Genomic DNA, 16,652 nt, shown 5'->3' with positions numbered 1-16,652 from the left:
GGGGGCCGAGCCGCCCCGAGCCCCCCGCGTTGCGCCTTCGGCGCTGCCTTGGTTGGCTGGCTGCGCGGAGAGGCTCAGCCGGCGGGGCTGCCCACCGACGGCGTGGAGACGTCCTCGATGCGCACCGCGTAGTCCTCGATCACCGGATTGGCCAGCAGGGTCGAGGCCAGGTGCTCGACCCGGGCCAGGACCGCGCCGTCGAGGTCCGTGCCCTCCTCCAGCTCCAGCTCGAAACGCTTGCCCTGGCGGACCCCGACGATCCCACTCACGCCGAGGCGCGGCAGCGCGGCGAGCACCGCCTGCCCCTGAGGGTCGAGAATCTCCGGCTTGAGCATCACATCCACCACAACCCTGGTCACACCCGCGGACACTACCGGTCGAGCGGCGTAGTGAGCCGGATCTCGCCCGCCCGGGGCGTACAGATCGTACAGATCCGGTAGGCGATCTTGGATAATGCGGGCTTCCCGGGAACATCGGCCCYTAAGCTCGGCTGGTGTCGTTCTGGCGGGCATCCGTCCCGGTCGTCGGGTTCGATCTCGATCTGACCCTGTTGGATGCCCGGCACGGCATCCGGGCGACCTTCGCCGTCCTGTCCGCCGAGACCGGGGTGGCGGTGGACGCCGAGACGGTCGTCGCCCGGCTCGGCCCGCCGCTGGAGACGGAGCTCGCCCACTGGTTCCCGCTGGCCGAGGTCGCGGCCGTGGCGGCCCGCTACCGCGAGCTCTACGCGGTCCACGCGCTGCCGGCGTCGCTGCCGATGCCGGCCGCGGTGGCCGCGGTGGCCGCGGTGCGGCGGCTAGCCGGCCGGGTAGTGGTCGTCACCGCGAAGAGCACGGCGCTGGCCCGCGCGAGTCTGGACCGGATCGGCATCACCGCCGACGTGGTGGAGGGAGCCCGGTTCGCGCAGACGAAGGGCGAGGCCCTGCGCGCCCACCGCGTGGACGTCTTCGTCGGTGACCACGTCGGCGACATGGTCGGCGCCCGCGACGGCGGTGCTCTCGCCGTCGGGGTCGCCACCGGGCCCTGCTCGGCCGCCGATCTGCTCTCCGCCGGCGCCGACGTCGTCCTCCCCCGGCTGGCCGACTTCCCGCCCTGGCTGGTYGACGAGGCCCGGCGCCGACGACAGCCGGGCTGACGCCGCGACGCGGTGGGCCCGGCGGGGGTCCGCACCCCCGGCCGTGAGATCAAGGAACTACCGGGAACGGGTGACAGGATCTGCCCGTGAACCGGTGCCGTCCCCGGGGTGGTCGGCGTCCCCGGGACGATCGGCCTCCCTGCGGGCCCCGTGGTCGGGCGGATGTGGGTTGTTCACGTAGAGATCGGGATCGCTCTCCTCGGGAATCCGGGATCGGGCGGCGGCGAGCACCCCCACCAGCGCCACGGCGAACCCGATGGTCAGTCCGCCGCCGGCGACGGCGTTCAGCCAGGTCGGCAGATTCTCGGCGCCCAGGAAGAAGGGGATCACCGCCGCCGCCGTGGCGACCAGACCGGTTCCGAAGAGCACGGCCCCGATCCGGACCAGCCGATCCGCCCAGGTCACCGGCGGCGGGGTTGCGACCGGAGCCATGACCTCGCTTACCGCACCGCCGGCCACGGGTCCGACCTGCCGGGACGAGGGTTTCGCCGACACGTACGACAGCCTACGAGGATGTGGTGCCGAACGCGGGCCGGGCCACTGTCACGGGARGGAGATGGGCGCACCCGACAGCCGATCGCTACCGAAGACGCACGCGACGTGCGGCCGACGGATAGCCTGGGAATCACTCATCTTCCGTTGCGTTGTCCTGCCGTTACACAGAACGAGGTCGCCCGTGCCCACCGGCAAAGTCAAGTGGTTCGACGTCGACAAGGGCTTCGGCTTTCTCAGCCGGGACGACGGCGGCGACGTCTTCGTGCACAAGGCCGCCCTGCCCGCCGGGGTCGACCGGCTGAAACCCGGCGACCGGGTCGAGTTCGGCGTCGCCGCCGGGCGGCGTGGCGACCAGGCACTGTCGGTCCGGCTGCTGACCGCCCCGCCGTCGGTCGCCAAGGCGGCCGCCCAGGCCGCGCGGCGCAGTCCGGACGAGCTGCACAGCATGGTCGAAGACATGATCAAGGTGCTGGACGACGTGCAGCGGGACCTTCGTCGCGGCCGGTATCCCGACCGGCGGACCGCCCAGCGGGTCGCCAAGGTCGTGCACGCCGTAGCCAACGAGTTGGAGGTCTAGACCGGCGGCAGGAAACCGACCCGTCGGCCGCACCCGGTGCACACCGCGACCTGGGCGCCCGGTTCCTCGTCGGACGCCGCCAGGTGGGTCAGTGGCACCGGGCCACCGCACCAGGGGCAGAGCAGCCAGGGGCCGTCCACCCCGCGTGGCCCGGGCTCGGACGGACCGGATGTCACGTTTCCGCCAGCACAACGGTCACCCTAGCCGCATCCATCGAATCCGCTGTCGAATCCGCTGTTCCCATCAGATCAGCGACACCGGCCGAGCCAGCCACATCAATCGGGATCCGGGCATGAGCCGAGATCGAGCCCTTCATCAGATTGGCCACACTGGTACGCATCGGTTCACGATGCCTCCTCGGTTAGGGCCTCATCCGCCGCGGCCTGCGCGCCGTGGCGGCAACACATTGTCGGGGAGCCGACCGGTCCCGTCGGCGGGGAGCCCGCGTGCGACTGGAAGCGTTGGCAGTGCGGCAGACTGCGAACGTAGACCAGACCGAACCATGAGCAGCCCCGCAGCCGGCCGCGGTGGCATCGCCGAGGGCCGTCCCACCTCCGCTGATCGGCGGAGGGCACGGATYGGCGGTCGGAACGAGGCGTCGGATCGGGATTCGAGAGGCATTCGTGTGACAAGCAGTGGACAGCGGTCGTGATCACAGCCGTGCGGTGCTGACCGTGGCCGACAACGCCGCACGCATGGGTCCCGGCCGCTCCGAACCAGGTGATCCGCTCAATCCACACGAGCCCCGGTCGGTCGGCCCCTACGTTCTGCTCAGCCGGCTCGGGGTCGGCGGCATGGGCACGGTCTACCTGGCGAGGAACCGGGCYGGACGGCGGGTTGCCATCAAGGTCATCAGACCGGACCTGGCCGCCGACGAGGAGTTCCGCCGCCGGTTCCGGGCCGAGGTCGAAGCGGCACGCAAGGTTGCTCCCTTCTGCACCGCCGAAGTCCTGGACGCGGATCCGAATGCGCCCGCGCCGTACCTCGTCACCGAGTTCATCGACGGCGTCCGGCTGGACATGCAGGTCGACAAGGGCCCGCTGACCTCGTCGACCCTGACCGGACTGGCCGTGGGGGTCGCGACGGCGCTCACCGCGATCCACAGCGCCGGCCTCGTCCATCGGGATCTCAAGCCCAGCAACGTGATGCTCTCACTGTCCGGGCCACGCGTGATCGATTTCGGGATCGCGCAGGCCCTCGAGGGCGCGAAGGCGAAGCYCACGGCATGGGGCTTCGGCTCCGCCGGGTGGATGGCGCCCGAGCAGGTGCACGGCCAGCCCATCGGTCCGGAGGCGGACGTCTTCGCCTGGGGCATCCTCATTGCCTACGCTGGTACCGGCCGCCACCCGTTCGGCGACGGTACGGACATCGACCTCGGCATGCGCATCGTCGGGTCCGCCCCGGACCTGCGCGGTCTGYCGCAGCCACTGGTCGGCCTGGTCAGCGCGGCCCTGGCCAAGCATCCCGACGACCGGCCGAGCGCCCGGGACCTGCTGCTGCGGCTCATCGCGCAGCCACCCTCCCGCGGTACCGGTGCCATCGGCGAGGCGATGGGTCAGGCCGAGGAGCTCCTGAGCAGAACCGGCGAGGTGCCCCGCGCCGCCCCGACCCGGATCGGCCCGGCGACCTCGGCTCCCGCGCGTCAGGTCCACTGGAACGCGGGCGCTCCCGCCGCCCGGGCGGGCCAGGGACCGGGACAACCACGCCAGGCACCACCGGGGCAGTCCGGTGCGCACAGCCCGAGGGGACGCCCCGGCCCGCGGCCCGCCCAGCTGGGCGAGCGGATGGGTGGGCAGGTCCCCGGCGCGCCGCCGGGGCCGTGGTCCGGCCAGGCTCCCGATCGGCACGGGCCGGTACCGGGCGAGCCCGGCGCGCCGTACCCGTCCTTCGCCCAGCCGCCGCCGGCCCGCGGGCTCGATCGCAGGCGACTCGTCTGGATCGCCGTCATCGTCCTGGGCGCGCTGATCGCCATCGCGGTCGTGGTCAGCCTGCCCGGAAAGAGCGGCCAAAATGGTTCCGCGGAACAGTCGGCGGCCACGACCGCCCCGTCGCGCTCCACCGGTCCGAGCACGGCACCGGGTCCGGCCAGCGGCCTGAACCGCCCCGTCACGGATGGCCAGCTCGAGTTCATCGTGGATTCCTTCCGATGCGGGCAGACCAAACTCGGTGACGGACTGCTCGCTCGGCACACGGACGGCCAGTTCTGCCTGGCCCACGTGACCGTGCGCAACATCGGCGACTCCACCCGCACGCTGGTGACCTCATCCCAGTTTCTGTGGGACGGCGGCGGCGGCCGGCACAGCGCCGATTTCCTCGCCCGCTTCCAGCTGAGTAACGAGGATCTGTGGGATTCGATCAACCCGGGTGACCTCAGAGCGGGCACCATGGTCTTCGACATCCCACGGGACGCCACGGCCCAGGAGTTGGAGCTGCACGACAATCCGGTGAGCGCGGGAGCCCGCGTTCCCGTCCCCTGACGGTGGCCGACCAACCCGGCGGGCCGATCTCCAGTTAATGTCACCCTCGATCCGAACGGACCCGAAGCGGGGCGAGCACTTCCCACGGGTTCCGAACCGTCGAGGTGGGGAGTCCGGTGCGAAGAAGCGGTGTCGGTCCAGATCGTCACGGACCCGGTCGGCCCGGTCGACCCGGCGGAGCCGCGGCCCTCGCCGTCCTCGCCGTTTTCGTCCTCGTCGGCGGCCTGACCGGTTGCAGTGACCTTTCCGACCAGACCGGAACGTCCAACCAGGTTGGTGCCCCGACCGCCAGCGGCTCGGCGCTGAAGCTGCTCGCCACCCTTCCGATCAAAGCGGAGGACAACTCTCCCAGGTACCGCCGGGACGAGTTCGGGCCCGCCTGGTCGGACATCGACGACAACGGGTGTGACACCCGTAACGACATTCTGCGGCGAGATCTGCGCAGCACCACCATCCGCAGATCGGACGGCTGCACGGTGCTGACCGGCGAGCTCCGGGATCCGTACACCACCAGAATCATCCGTTTCGACCGTGGACGGAACTCCGCCAGCGTGCAGATCGACCACGTCGTCCCCTTGGCGGATGCGTGGCGGACCGGCGCGCTCAACTGGACCGCTCGGGAACGGCTCCAGTTCGCCAACGATCCGGAGAACCTGCTGGCTGTCGACGGTCCCACGAATCAGCRCAAGAGCGATCACGACGCCGCCGAATGGTTGCCGCCGAGCCCGGGGGAGCAGTGCCCCTACGTCGCGCGCCAGGTGGGATTGAAGGCCCGTTACCGCCTGTGGGTCGTCCAGGCGGAGGCGGACGCGATGCGCGCCGTTCTCCAGAAGTGCCCGAACCAGCCGGCACTGGGGCTGACCCCGAGCGGCTGACCGGAAGCCCGCGGCGCTGAATCATCCGAGAAATGCGGAGCAGCCGGCGGGGTCGGCCCGGACCCGGCGGGGTCGGCCGGCGGTTCTCAGCGGACGGTGGGCGCGGCGCCGCTCTCGCTCACCATCGGGCGGCCGTGCGCCTGCCAGGAGAGCATCCCGTCAGTCAGGTTGCGGACCTGCCAGCCGCCCTGCCTGAGGTAGTTGGTGACGGCGGCGGACCTACCGCCCGAGCGGCACACCACGACGACCTCGCGTTCCCGGGGAACCTCGTCGAGCCGGGCGACCAGTTCACTCATCGGGATGTGCAGCGCGCCGGCGATGTGACCGGCGGACCACTCGTCGGGCTCCCGCACGTCCACCATCAGCGGGGCACCGTCCGCGGAAAGCTCGACCGGTAGCTCCGCGACGCCGACAGCCGGTATCTGATCGGTACTCACGTCTCCATCCTGCCATCAGGACCCTCCGAGGGGGCTCGCGGTTCAGCGCAGCGGCCGCGGAAGCACGGGGACGAGGTCGGCGTCGGCGGCGCGGGAGAGCAGGGCCTCGACGGCGGCGAACCCTTCGTCGCCGAGGTCGAGGCTGAACTCGTTGACGTACAGCTGGATGTGGGCGTCGACGACGTCGGGCGTCATCTCCTGGGCGTGGGCGAGGACGTAGTCGGCGCTGGCGGCGGGATCGGCGAAGGCCGCGGCGACGCTCGCCCGCACCGCGGCGGACAGCACCGGACCGTCCAGCCCCCGGCGGGCGAGGATCGCGCCGAGCGGAATGGGCAGCGAGGTCTGGCCCTCCCACCAGTCGCCAAGGTCGACGAGCGCCGTCAGTCCATAGGACGGGTAGGTGAAGCGGGACTCGTGGATGACGAGCCCCGCGTCATACGCGCCATCGCGGACGGCGGGCATGATCTTCTCGAAGGGAAGCACGTCGACGTTCGTCACGCCCTCGTCGGCCGCCCACAGCCGGAACAGCAGGTAGGCCGTGGTGCGGGTGCCGGGGATGGCGACCCGGGCACCGCGCAGGTCCGACCGCCCGGCGGTGAGGACGAGTGGGCCGCAGCCGCGGCCCAGGGCCCCGCCCGCCGTCAGCAGCTGATACCCGGTGAGCAGCCACGGCAGGGCGGCGTAGGACACCTTGACGAGGTCGTCCCGCCCGTCGGCGGCCCGGGTGTTGAGGACGTCGATGTCGGCGAAGGTCACCGACACCTCGGGTGCTCCCGGGACKAGTCCGTGCGCGAGGGCGTGGAAGGCGAACGTGTCGTTGGGGCAGGGCGAGATGGCGAGCGAGAGCGGACCCGGAAGGTTCGAGGTGGTCGCCCGGCCAGCACCCATCTCAGTGCTCTCCCGTCCCGTGGTGGCCGCTGTTCCCGTGGTGGCCGCGGGCACCCGGGTGCCCGGCCGGGATCGTGGTGGAGACGTCGTTCGCGGTGGCCACCGGTGCGGCCGTCACCAGGCCGTCCGGGTGGGTGACGAGTGCCGCGGCGGCCGTGCGGAGGCTGGCCAGCGCGACCGGCAGGTTCCAGCCGGACCGGTCCCGGCGCCYGACCGTGTTGCTGATGGTACGGATCTCCACCACCGGGACGCCGAAGGCCCGGGCGGCCACCCCGACGGCGTACCCCTCCATCGACTCCGCCACCGGGTCCAGCCGCTCGGTCAGCGCCGTGGCCCGACGCTCGGTGCCCGTCACCGTCGACACGCTGATCACGCTACCCGTGACGATCCGCCGACCGGTGACGTCGAGCACCGTGCCCAGGCGGTGGACGAGGTCCGGATCCGGGACCACCGTGGACGAACCGAGCCCGAGATCCTCCAGGCTCAGGAACGACCCCGCGGGGTTCGACGAGTGGGCGAGGCCGCCGCGGGGTGCCGGCGCGCCGTTGCTGTGGAACCCGAGATTGYGGTCCATCTCGCTGATGCGGCCGATCGGCGGAGCGGGCGGTTCCTCGTCAAGGCCGGACTCCGCGCCGAGGTCGGCGGCGACGATGCGATCGGCGAGGACGATGTCCCCGATCTCCGCCCAGCCGCGGAACCCACCGCCGATCCCCATCGCCACCACCAGGCTGAACGGCTGCCCCGCCGCGCTCGCCACCGACAATGCCACCGCGGTGCCCGCCGCCGCGGCCGGGCCGCCGGTGCCCGCCGCGAGCACCGTCACCGGTCCGCGTCGCCGGCCCACGTAGGGGCCCAGGGTGGAGGTGGTGAGAAGCTGGCGGTCCCATTCGGGGGACACCAGGCTGCCCGGTCCGACGGGGGTTCTGGTCCGACCGCTCGACCAGCTGCCCATCAGGCCGGCACACACCGCGTCCGCTTCGGCGGTCACCGCGGTCACGATCAGGGTACGGCTCACGATCAGGTCCGGATCATGATCTGGGGACGTCCTCGTCTGTTGTCGCATGCTGTCGGTCGATTCACCCGAACACCACCGCACCGGACGGCTGGGTAACAGCGCGGGATTTTCGATGGGGTGCAAATCGGACTTGTTGCCGGACCTTAGCATCGCGGACGACGCTGCGTGGTCCCGGTGGGGAGGTGTGGCACGCTGCGCGCACGGTGTATCCCCGTTCGGGGGCTGGTGTGCGCGGGTCGTTGGTTCCGGTCCGGCGGCGGAGTGGCCGGCGGCGGAGTGGCCGGCGGCGGGTCAGGGCTTGAAGGTGACCAGGAACGGCCAGCTTCCCGACGCCTGGTCGCTGGAGCTGCCCGCCTCGGGAAGCGCGAACACCACGAGCAGGGCAGGCGTGTTCTTGGCGGGAACGTACCGGTAGTGCGTCTCGCTGATCTTGTCGGTCACCCGCTCCCTGCCCAGGACGAGGAAGTAGCCGCGGTCGGCGACCGACGTCGGCACGTCGATGTTGATGGCGCTTCCGGGCCTGACCGTGATGTGCGGCGGTGATACCGATTTCTGGATCACCGTTCCGTCCCGCTCGTACTGCGCGGCGTTCGTCCGCACGAAGTGTCCCCCGGACTCCATGGTCACCAGGGGAGTCGGTCGCTCGCAGCCGCTCAGGCCGAGGCCGACGACGACCGCGGCGGCGAGAGCCGCGGCGAGCCGCCGGAACGGGAGACGGCGGAGGAGGTGGGGCGTGCGCACGGTCGGAGGGTATCGCCGCCCGTGCGGTGGCGTCGCTCGCCGTCAGGGCCTTCAGCCGCTGGCCGGTGGGCACGGTGGCCCGGGTCACGTCGCTGGCGTGCCGGATCAGTTCCGGCGCCGCCATCGGAGGCCGCGGGCCGTTCGTCGGCGGTCAGGCCGGGTCGGACCGGTCGGATCCTGGAGCGTCGCCGGAATGGGGAGTGGGGCCTGCCGCCACGGGTCGGCCGGTGGCAGCGGCGTTGACGCGGTCGCGTGGGCCGACGGGGGCATGGGTGTCGGTGTGGGCATCGGTATCGGCGGGGGCATGGGTGTCGGTGTGGGCATCGGTATCGGCGGGGGCATGGGTGCCTGCGGGGGAACCCCTGGGTGACCGAGTGGTTTCGTTGTGTCCGGATCGTTGTGGGCGGGTGGGCGGTTGCGGGTGTCCGCGCGGAACTGGGTGCGGGCGGCCAGCCGGGACCGACGCAGYGCGCCGGCCTCCACGAACAACGTGATCCCCATCGCCGCCGCGGCCACCGCGAAGCCGACCGTCCCGGGCATCTCGATCAGTCCGAGGCCCCCGCCGGCGACCCAGGCCAGCTGCAGACCGGTCTCAGAGCGGGCGAACGCGGAGTTGCGGGTGGTCTCCGGGATGTCCYGCTGGATGATCGCGTCCAGCGCCAGCTTCCCCATCGACCCCGCCATGGACGCCAGCAGCGCGGCGACCAGCGAGGTGAACTTGGTGTAGGTGATCGCCGCACCGAGGCATCCCCCTGCCGCCAACACCAGCGCGAGCATGAGGATGCCCTCGGGACGGCGCCGGCCGAGCCGGCCGCCGATGAAGACTCCCAGGCCGCTGCCGGCGCCCGCGCAGACCGCGAGCCCGCCCAGCCACAGGTTGTTCCCGCCGTTGGTGCGCAGGAGGAACGCCAGATAGAACGTCAGGAAGCCGACCAGACTGCGTAGCACCAGGGCGGCGCGCAGCGCCACCGGCAGCGTGCCGAGGAACGCCCGGATCCGCGCCCCGACGCCGCGCCGGGCCACGCTTGAGGGAAGCGGGCCGCGCAGCGGCTGCTCACCGGCGGCGGAGTCGACGTGCCCGGGCAGGTTGAACGCCAGTAGGACCCCGGCCATGTAGACGAGGGCACAGATTCGCAACACCCAGGGATAGCCGACGAAAGGGATGTTGGCGATGCCCAGCCCGACGGGTGCCACGACCGCCCCGGCGACGATGTTTACCAGCGAGATCCGTGAGTTGATCGTGACGAGCGTGAGTTCCGCCGGGGCCACCCGGGGAATGACGRCGCTGCGCGCGACGCCGAACCCGCGGGAGAGCACGAGCAGGCCGAGCGCGAGGGGGTAGACGGCCAGCCCGTCGAGTGCCCCCGCGAGCTGCCACGCCAGCAGCCCGCGGCCCAGGCAGATGGCGGCGAGCGCCGTCCGCCGACCGTAGGCCACCCGGTCCAGCAGTGGACCGATGACCGGCGCCAGCAGGGCGAACGGCACCATGGTGACCAGTAGGTAGAGGGCGACCTTCGACCGGGCCTCGCCGGACGGGACGGCGAAGAACAGCGAACCCGCCAACGCGACGGTCACCAGCGCGTCCCCGGCGGCGTTGACGAACGACAGCTCCGTCAGCGACGACAGCCCCGACCGGTCGGCGTCATTGCCGCGCACACTCGCCCGCAGCCGGCGCAGGCTGTTCACCACTGTGCTGCCCAGGTTCACCCTGCCCAGTGTCCTCGTCCTGGACCGGCGCCGTCCTGGACCGGCGCGGCGCCGTCCTGGACCTGCGCCACTACGACCACGTCGGGCGGTGGATGGGTTCGTGGGTGAGAATACTTCCCGTGGATGCTCCCGATGTTCGTAGGACGGTCCGGTCCGGGCGGGAACCCGTGGCCGATCCGACCTGTGCGGCCGCCGTCGACCTGGCCCGGCAGGCGGCCGTCGAGGAGGCGGGGTCCGCGGCGGAGGTCGGTGYGCATCTCGGCGTCGAGAGCGAGGGGGACCGCCTCGTCCTGCACCGGTTCGCCTGCCTGGCGCGGGCCTATCCCGGCTGGGTCTGGACAGTGATCGTTACCCGGGCCGCGCGGGTGCGCAAGGCGACGGTCGACGACGTCGTGTTGATGCCCGGGGACGGGGCCATGCTGGCGCCCCCGTGGGTCCCCTGGTCGGAGCGGCTGCGGCCGGGCGACGTCGGGATCGGGGACCTGCTGCCGACCGCCATCGACGATCCTCGGCTCGCGCTGCGCACAGAGGACGCCGAGGAGTTCGTCGACACCGACGTCTTCCTTGAGCTCGGTCTGGGGCGGGCCCGGGTGCTGTCCGTGACCGGGCGGGAGGAGGCGGTCGAACGCTGGTACGCGGGTCCCGCCGGCCCGGACGCATCCATCGCGAAGGTGGCGCCCGCATCCTGCCTGACCTGCGGATTCCACGTGCGGCTCGCGGGTGCGCTCGGCCGGATGTTCGGCGTCTGCGCCAACGAGCTCGCACCGGACGACGGCCGGGTCACGTCGATCGACCACGGCTGTGGGGCGCACTCGGAGGCACTGGTGGCTCCTTCGGCGCATCCCGAACCCGTCCTGTTCGACGAGGACCCCTCCGACCTGGAGCCGATCGACGTCGAGCTGGTGGGTGTGGCCGCCCATCCGCCGGGTTCGGTGGACGACAACGGGGCGGGCGAGACCGCGGACGGCCCGGGACCGGAGCCCTACGGCCACTCCTGACCGGCCTCGCCCGCCGGGACTTACTCGGATTTATCCGGACGTACTCGTGTCTAGGTGAGCCGGCCGAACAGTGCCGGCAGCGTTCCCTCGTGCGCCGCGCGCAGCTCGTCKAGGCCGACGGTGAAGGCGTCCTGTACGTCGAGGGTGTCCCCGTCGACGACACCGACACGCCGCCACGGCAGGCCCCRCACCTCGCACATGTCGGTGAAGCGCAGTTCCTCCGCGCGGGGCACCGCGACGACGGCGCGGCCGGCCGACTCGCTGAACAGCTCGACGAACGGGTCCGATCCGGCCGGCAGGATGATCCGGGCGCCGTGCCCGCCGCGCAGGCACGACTCGACGAGCGCCTGGGCGAGCCCACCGTCGGAGAGGTCGTGCGCGGCGGTGAGCATGCCGTCGCGGGAACCGGCGACGAGGATCTCGCCGAGTAGCTTCTCCCGGGCGAAGTCGACGGCCGGCGGCTCGCCGCCGAGATGGCGATGCGTCACCCACGCCCACTCCGAGCCGCCGAATTCGTCGGCGGTCTCGCCGAGCAGGATCAGGACGTCCCCCTCCTCGGCGAAGCCGATGGGCGTCCGGCGCGTGACGTCGTCGAACAGGCCGAGCACCCCGATCACCGGGGTCGGATGGATCGGCGTCGAGCCGGTCTGGTTGTAGAACGAGACGTTGCCGCCCGTCACCGGGAGGCCGAGCCGCCGGCAGCCCTCGGCGAGGCCCGCGCACGCCTGGGCGAACTGCCACATCACCTCGGGGTCCTCTGGGGAGCCGAAGTTCAGGCAGTTCGTCACCGCGATCGGCACCGATCCGGCGGCGGCCACGTTGCGGCACGCCTCCGCCAGGGCGAGCTGGGTGCCGGCGAACGGGTCGAGCCGTGCGTACCGTCCGTTGCCGTCGGTGGCGAGCGCGATCCCCAGGCCGGTGGCCGCCGACAGCCGAAGCACGCCCGCATCTTCCGGCTGGGCGAGCACGGTGCCCGCCTGCACGTACCGGTCGTACTGGTCGGTCACCCAGGCCCGCGAGCACAGGTTCGGGGAGGCGACCAGCCGCAGCAGGGTCTCCCGCAGCTCCGGCCCGGTCCGTGGCCGGGCGAGCCGGGCGGGCGTGGGTGCGTCCGCCCGGACCAGGTCGAAGTCGACCGGGCGGCGCAGGGGGCGCTCGTAGACCGGGCCATCGTCGGCGAGTGATCCGGGCGGAACGTCGACGACGACCTMGCCGTGCCAGCGTACGGTCAGCCGACCGCTGTTGGTGACGGTGYCGATCCTGGTCGCGAGCACACCCCAGCGCTCGGCGAGGGCGAGAACCTCGGGCAGCGCCTCGGGCGTGACGATCGCCAGCATGCGCTCCTGGGACTCGCTCGCGAGGACCTCGTGCGCCGCCATCGACGCCTCGCGCAGGGGCACGAGGTCGAGGTCGACCTCCATGCCGCCGGGCTGGYCGGTGGCGATGCCCGCGGCGGTGGTCTCGGTCAGCGCGCAGGTCAGCCCGGCGCCGCCGAGATCCTGGATGCCGGTGACGAGCTTGCGGTCGAACAGCTCCAGGCAGGTCTCGATCAGGATCTTCTCGGTGAACGGGTCGCCGACCTGCACCGAGGGTCGCCGGGCCGGGCCGCCGCCCTCGTCGAAGGTTGCCGACGCCAGTATCGAGACGCCGCCGATGCCGTCCCGGCCGGTCTTGGCGCCGAGCAGGACGACGGCGTTGCCGACCCCGGTCGCCGCCGACGTCTGCACCCGATCGACCGGCATGACCCCGACGCACAGGGCGTTGACCAGCGGGTTACCCGCGTAGGTCGGGTCGAAGACGACCTCGCCGCCGATGGTGGGCAGGCCGAGGCAGTTGCCGTAGCCACCGATGCCGGCGACGACCCCGGGCAGGACCCGGGCGGTGTCCGCCGCGTCGGCCTCGCCGAAGCGCAGCGGGTCGAGCACGCCGATCGGGCGGGCCCCCATGGTCAGGATGTCACGGACGATGCCGCCTACACCCGTCGCGGCCCCCTGGTACGGCTCGACGAAGCTGGGGTGGTTGTGCGACTCGATCTTGAAGGTGACCGCCAGCCCCTCGCCGACGTCGACGACGCCCGCGTTCTCCCCCATGCCCACCAGCAGCCGGTCCGTCAACGGGGTGTCCCGGAACTGCYGCAGATGCACCTTGGAGGACTTGTAGGAGCAGTGCTCGCTCCACATCACCGAGTACATCGCGAGTTCGGCGTCGCTGGGCCGGCGACCGAKGGTCGCGATGATCCGGGCGTACTCGTCGTCGGTGAGCCCCAGCTCCTGGTAGGGCTGCTCGGCGGGGGGACTCACGGAGGTGGCCGCGGGGGCGGCGGGGTTGCCGGTCACCCTCCCATCCTCGCCGATATCCCCTGGTCCGGGCGCCCGGGTGGGCCAGGAGACCCCTTCGTAACCAAAAATCCTTCTTTAAGAGGAAAAAGCCGACAAAAAGCCGGACAGCACCGAGGTGAACATGCGAAGCCCGTCGACCCCGGGGCCGGTGAGGTCGTCGACAGCATGCTCGGGATGCGGCATCAGGCCCACGATCGTCCGGCTCTCRTTACAGATCCCGGCGATGTCGGCCGCCGACCCGTTGGGATTCCCGCCGACGTAGCGCACCACAACCCGCCCGGCCGCCTCGAGTTCGGCGAGCACGTCCGGGGCCRCAACATAGCGGCCATCCCCGTGCTTCACCGGGATGACGATCTCCTCGCCGTCCTGGTAGCCGCGGGTCCAGGCAGTGCCCGGCGCCTCGACCCGCAACCGCTGGTCGCGGCAGACGAAGTGCAGTCCCACGTTGCGGGTCAGTGCCCCGGGGAGCAGGCCGGCCTCGCAGAGCACCTGAAACCCGTTGCAGATGCCGAGAATCGGCAGGCCCGCGCGGGCCGCCGGGACGAGGGCCGCCACCATGGGCGAGAACCGGGCTATCGCACCGGCACGCAGGTAGTCACCGTAGGAGAATCCGCCGGGCAGGATGACGGCGTCAACGCCGGCGAGATCGCTGTCGCCATGCCAGAGGGAGACCGGTTCGGCACCGGCGGCCCGCACCGCGAGCGCCGTGTCCTGGTCATCGAGGGAGCCGGGGAAGGTGACGATCCCGATCCGGGCCRGCGAGTCCGCCTCAGTCATTACCACACCCATCGCGATACCCGCCCAGATTCCTCGGAGTCCACTCCCGTCAGCGTAGCCGGTCGAATCGTGGGGCGGCCGATCGACGAAGGGAGCGGCGGGGGACGGCGGGAGACGGTGGACGGCGGGAGATGGTGGACGGCGGGAGACGTCAGACCGGATGGATGCCCTCGGYCACCTCCGGGCGGGAAGCGGGCCGGAGCCCCGTCCGCGCCCGGCTCAGCCGCGCCCCGGGAGCGCTCTCCTCCCAGGTGAGAGTCTTTTCCAGATGCACGCGGGTGCCCCGATGGGGGCTGTCCACCTGGTGGAACTGCACCCGGTCCATCAGAGCGCGCATGAGAAAGATGCCGCGGCCTTGCTCGGGAACATTATCCGGCCTGGGGGAATCGCCATTCTGGCGGGCTGTCCGATCKAGCTCATCCGCGCTGTCGAAACCGTCGCCGCGATCGCTCACCTCGATGACAGCGACTTCGTTGTCCACTCCCACAAAAACCTCGTACTCGTCGCCGGCATGAGCATGTAGAAGAACGTTGTCGCACGCTTCGGTCAAGGCGATTTCAACATCGTCAATGCATTCTTTATTGACGCCCAGGACTTTCAGGGACTGCGTACAGATACGTCGAATCACGGGTATGGAGATCTCATCGTGGGGCAACGACAGGCTTACTTTGATCTCCATGTCGGAGGGTGTACCCGCGTCACGCATCGTCAACCGAACGACCTACGCCGACACAGGCTCGATCCKGTCACATGTCATCGGTCATCGTAATCGGTTATTGCGATAGGTTGTCGCAATCGGTTATCTCAATCGGGCGGCAAGGGCCCGGCCCAGCTCGGTGCCCGAGCGCCAGGCACTCTCGATCTTCGGTGTTCCCCAGCCGTCGCCGGCGAGCCCGATCCCACTGCTGGACAGGTAGTACGGCTGTTCGTGCGGACGGTCCGGGCGAGCGAAGGTCCACTTTTGCACATACGTCCAACTGGGTTGCATCGTGATGGTGAGCAGGCGCCGTAGCGCCGCGACGAGATCGGGCCCGGCCGCCGCGGGGTCGGCCAGCCGCGGCCGCGCGAAATCCGGCGTCGAGTGGGCGACCAGGACGGCGGCATTGTCACCCCGGCGACGACCGTCGTCGGCGATCCAGGCAATCGTATCGTCGTCGTGGACGAAGGCTCCGTCGATCGGTGCCCAGCACCGGTAGGGCCAGCCGGCGAGCAGCGCCAGCACCGGCGACCAGGGTCGGCCGGCGAGCTGCGCCCGCTCCTCGGTGCAGGCCGGGTCGAGATGGCGCAGCGCCTGCGGGTCGGGCATCGCGAGGACCACCGCGTCGGCGGCCTCGTCGTCAACGCGGGGACCCGGGGTGACCCGGCGGATCGGTGTGGACTGCGTGACCTGCACCCCGGCTCGGGAGGCGAGGTCGGCGACCAGGGAACGCAGCCCGCGCGGGGCGGCGTACCGCAGCGGGCCGGAACGCGGCTCGGCCAGGGTGGCGGTCGGCCCACTGATTACCGACATTCGGTGCGTCCAGGGGCGTACCAGGCCACGGATGAACCAATCGTCCACGACTTCGCGGAACTCCGGCGAGGTGGCGGTGAAGTACGACGCGCCGGAGTCCACGATGYGCCCGTCTATCCACCGTGAGGCCATCCGTCCGCCGATCACGCGGCCCCGGTCACGGACATCCACGGTGATTCCCTCGGCTAGCAGTGCGCTGGCGCAGGCGATCCCAGCAATGCCCCCGCCGGCGACGACGACCTTCGCCACCGATCCCCCTATATCGAGATGAATGCCGCGGGCGCCGCATGCCGATTGGCCTTTCACCGGTTCCCGCGGCGTCGCCCTCCTGGATGTGTCGCCACGGTGACGGTGGCTTGCGGACGAGCGTTGATGATGCTCGCCATCAGTCCCGCCAGTGCCCGTCCGCCGAACGGCTGTGTTCATCGTGCCCATTGAGGAGGGGTCCGCGTGCGGTATCCGTGGTGATGCTTTCGCAGCGACGGGATAGTCCCTGCCGCGGAAGAGGGTTATCCCTGAACGGGCGCCCGAGATACCGGGGATGCATCTGTCGTTGACCGGGTCTGTCGTCGACCGGGTCTGTCGTTGACCGGATCTGTCGGCTGTCGGCCCTCCRTCAGCCCGCTCCCGCGACGGGATCGGTGGTGTTTGCCACGGCCACGGCCGCCACCCGGTACCCTC

The 16,652-nt window shown here is 71.3% G+C and carries 17 protein-coding genes; 5 read left to right on the top strand and 12 right to left on the bottom strand.

The annotated features are described in order from the left end of the window. Positions 1 to 74: 74 nt before the first annotated feature. A complete protein-coding gene (gene purS, locus Manayef4_RS01095; RefSeq protein ID WP_011438783.1) occupies positions 75 to 359 on the bottom strand; it encodes a phosphoribosylformylglycinamidine synthase subunit PurS in 285 nt (94 codons plus the stop codon). A gap of 134 nt (positions 360 to 493) precedes the next feature. Here purS and Manayef4_RS01090 point away from each other — a divergent pair, with 134 nt between their 5' ends. Further along, positions 494 to 1,135: a haloacid dehalogenase-like hydrolase gene (locus Manayef4_RS01090; protein WP_011438782.1), complete on the top strand. Its 642-nt coding sequence runs from the start codon at positions 494 to 496 to the stop codon at positions 1,133 to 1,135. 57 nt (positions 1,136 to 1,192) lie between these two features. Here the strand turns inward: Manayef4_RS01090 and Manayef4_RS24655 are convergent, their stop codons facing one another. After that, positions 1,193 to 1,630 carry a hypothetical protein gene (locus tag Manayef4_RS24655; protein ID WP_023840636.1) on the bottom strand — a complete coding sequence of 146 codons (438 nt, stop codon included), beginning with the start codon at positions 1,628 to 1,630 and terminating at the stop codon, positions 1,193 to 1,195. A gap of 181 nt (positions 1,631 to 1,811) precedes the next feature. On the opposite strand from Manayef4_RS24655, the gene Manayef4_RS01080 reads away from it, so the two are divergent. Then, entirely contained in the window at positions 1,812 to 2,207 is a 396-nt protein-coding gene (locus Manayef4_RS01080; RefSeq protein ID WP_011438780.1) for a cold-shock protein, read from the top strand. Positions 2,208 to 2,379: 172 nt separating this feature from the next. Here the strand turns inward: Manayef4_RS01080 and Manayef4_RS24650 are convergent, their stop codons facing one another. After that, the gene (locus tag Manayef4_RS24650) at positions 2,380 to 2,547 is read right to left on the bottom strand and encodes a hypothetical protein (RefSeq protein WP_023840638.1); all 168 of its coding nucleotides are present in this window, start codon (positions 2,545 to 2,547) and stop codon (positions 2,380 to 2,382) included. Positions 2,548 to 2,902: 355 nt separating this feature from the next. Between Manayef4_RS24650 and Manayef4_RS01070 the strand changes: the two genes are divergently transcribed. Both Manayef4_RS01070 and Manayef4_RS01065 read left to right on the top strand, forming a co-directional pair. After that, positions 2,903 to 4,684, top strand: a complete 1,782-nt coding sequence (locus Manayef4_RS01070) for a DUF4352 domain-containing protein (RefSeq protein WP_070130344.1) — start codon at positions 2,903 to 2,905, stop codon at positions 4,682 to 4,684. Between the two features lie 116 nt (positions 4,685 to 4,800). Next, positions 4,801 to 5,559: an HNH endonuclease family protein gene (locus Manayef4_RS01065; protein ID WP_083282215.1), complete on the top strand. Its 759-nt coding sequence runs from the start codon at positions 4,801 to 4,803 to the stop codon at positions 5,557 to 5,559. Between the two features lie 86 nt (positions 5,560 to 5,645). Here the strand turns inward: Manayef4_RS01065 and Manayef4_RS01060 are convergent, their stop codons facing one another. The 5 genes from Manayef4_RS01060 to Manayef4_RS01040 all read right to left on the bottom strand — a co-directional run bounded on the left by Manayef4_RS01060 (position 5,646) and on the right by Manayef4_RS01040 (position 10,347). Next, entirely contained in the window at positions 5,646 to 5,996 is a 351-nt protein-coding gene (locus Manayef4_RS01060; RefSeq protein WP_011438777.1) for a rhodanese-like domain-containing protein, read from the bottom strand. A gap of 42 nt (positions 5,997 to 6,038) precedes the next feature. Further along, complete coding sequence (locus Manayef4_RS01055; protein ID WP_011438776.1) at positions 6,039 to 6,884, bottom strand: 1,4-dihydroxy-6-naphthoate synthase; 846 nt, start codon at positions 6,882 to 6,884, stop codon at positions 6,039 to 6,041. Between the two features lies 1 nt (position 6,885). Then, complete coding sequence (gene mqnB, locus Manayef4_RS01050) at positions 6,886 to 7,899, bottom strand: futalosine hydrolase (RefSeq protein ID WP_070130311.1); 1,014 nt, start codon at positions 7,897 to 7,899, stop codon at positions 6,886 to 6,888. 291 nt (positions 7,900 to 8,190) lie between these two features. Then, entirely contained in the window at positions 8,191 to 8,640 is a 450-nt protein-coding gene (locus tag Manayef4_RS01045; protein WP_011438774.1) for a hypothetical protein, read from the bottom strand. A 105-nt stretch (positions 8,641 to 8,745) separates the two neighbouring features. After that, positions 8,746 to 10,347, bottom strand: coding sequence for an MFS transporter (locus Manayef4_RS01040; protein WP_070130310.1), 1,602 nt, complete (start codon positions 10,345 to 10,347; stop codon positions 8,746 to 8,748). Between the two features lie 92 nt (positions 10,348 to 10,439). On the opposite strand from Manayef4_RS01040, the gene Manayef4_RS01035 reads away from it, so the two are divergent. After that, positions 10,440 to 11,345 carry a DUF3027 domain-containing protein gene (locus Manayef4_RS01035; protein WP_070130343.1) on the top strand — a complete coding sequence of 302 codons (906 nt, stop codon included), beginning with the start codon at positions 10,440 to 10,442 and terminating at the stop codon, positions 11,343 to 11,345. Positions 11,346 to 11,395: 50 nt separating this feature from the next. Here the strand turns inward: Manayef4_RS01035 and purL are convergent, their stop codons facing one another. From purL to Manayef4_RS01015, 4 genes are all read right to left on the bottom strand, one after another. Beyond that, the gene (purL, locus tag Manayef4_RS01030; RefSeq protein ID WP_070130309.1) at positions 11,396 to 13,681 is read right to left on the bottom strand and encodes a phosphoribosylformylglycinamidine synthase subunit PurL; all 2,286 of its coding nucleotides are present in this window, start codon (positions 13,679 to 13,681) and stop codon (positions 11,396 to 11,398) included. Between the two features lie 78 nt (positions 13,682 to 13,759). Then, positions 13,760 to 14,473, bottom strand: a complete 714-nt coding sequence (gene purQ, locus Manayef4_RS01025; protein WP_070130308.1) for a phosphoribosylformylglycinamidine synthase subunit PurQ — start codon at positions 14,471 to 14,473, stop codon at positions 13,760 to 13,762. A 139-nt stretch (positions 14,474 to 14,612) separates the two neighbouring features. After that, a complete protein-coding gene (locus Manayef4_RS01020; RefSeq protein ID WP_254665397.1) occupies positions 14,613 to 15,167 on the bottom strand; it encodes an ATP-binding protein in 555 nt (184 codons plus the stop codon). A gap of 93 nt (positions 15,168 to 15,260) precedes the next feature. After that, the gene (locus Manayef4_RS01015) at positions 15,261 to 16,220 is read right to left on the bottom strand and encodes an FAD-dependent oxidoreductase (RefSeq protein WP_070130306.1); all 960 of its coding nucleotides are present in this window, start codon (positions 16,218 to 16,220) and stop codon (positions 15,261 to 15,263) included. Positions 16,221 to 16,652: the final 432 nt, after the last annotated feature.

Origin of the sequence: Frankia sp. CgMI4 (assembly GCF_001756285.1) — a bacterium.
Lineage (GTDB): Bacteria > Actinomycetota > Actinomycetes > Frankiales > Frankiaceae > Frankia > Frankia casuarinae.
This window is presented reverse-complemented; position numbering and strand designations above follow the sequence as displayed.

Coding starts and splice junctions, on each gene's coding strand:
- Manayef4_RS24650 (WP_023840638.1), bottom strand. CDS start 2,547: ATGCGTACCAGTGTGGCCAATCTGATGAAGGGCTCGATCTCGGCTCAT.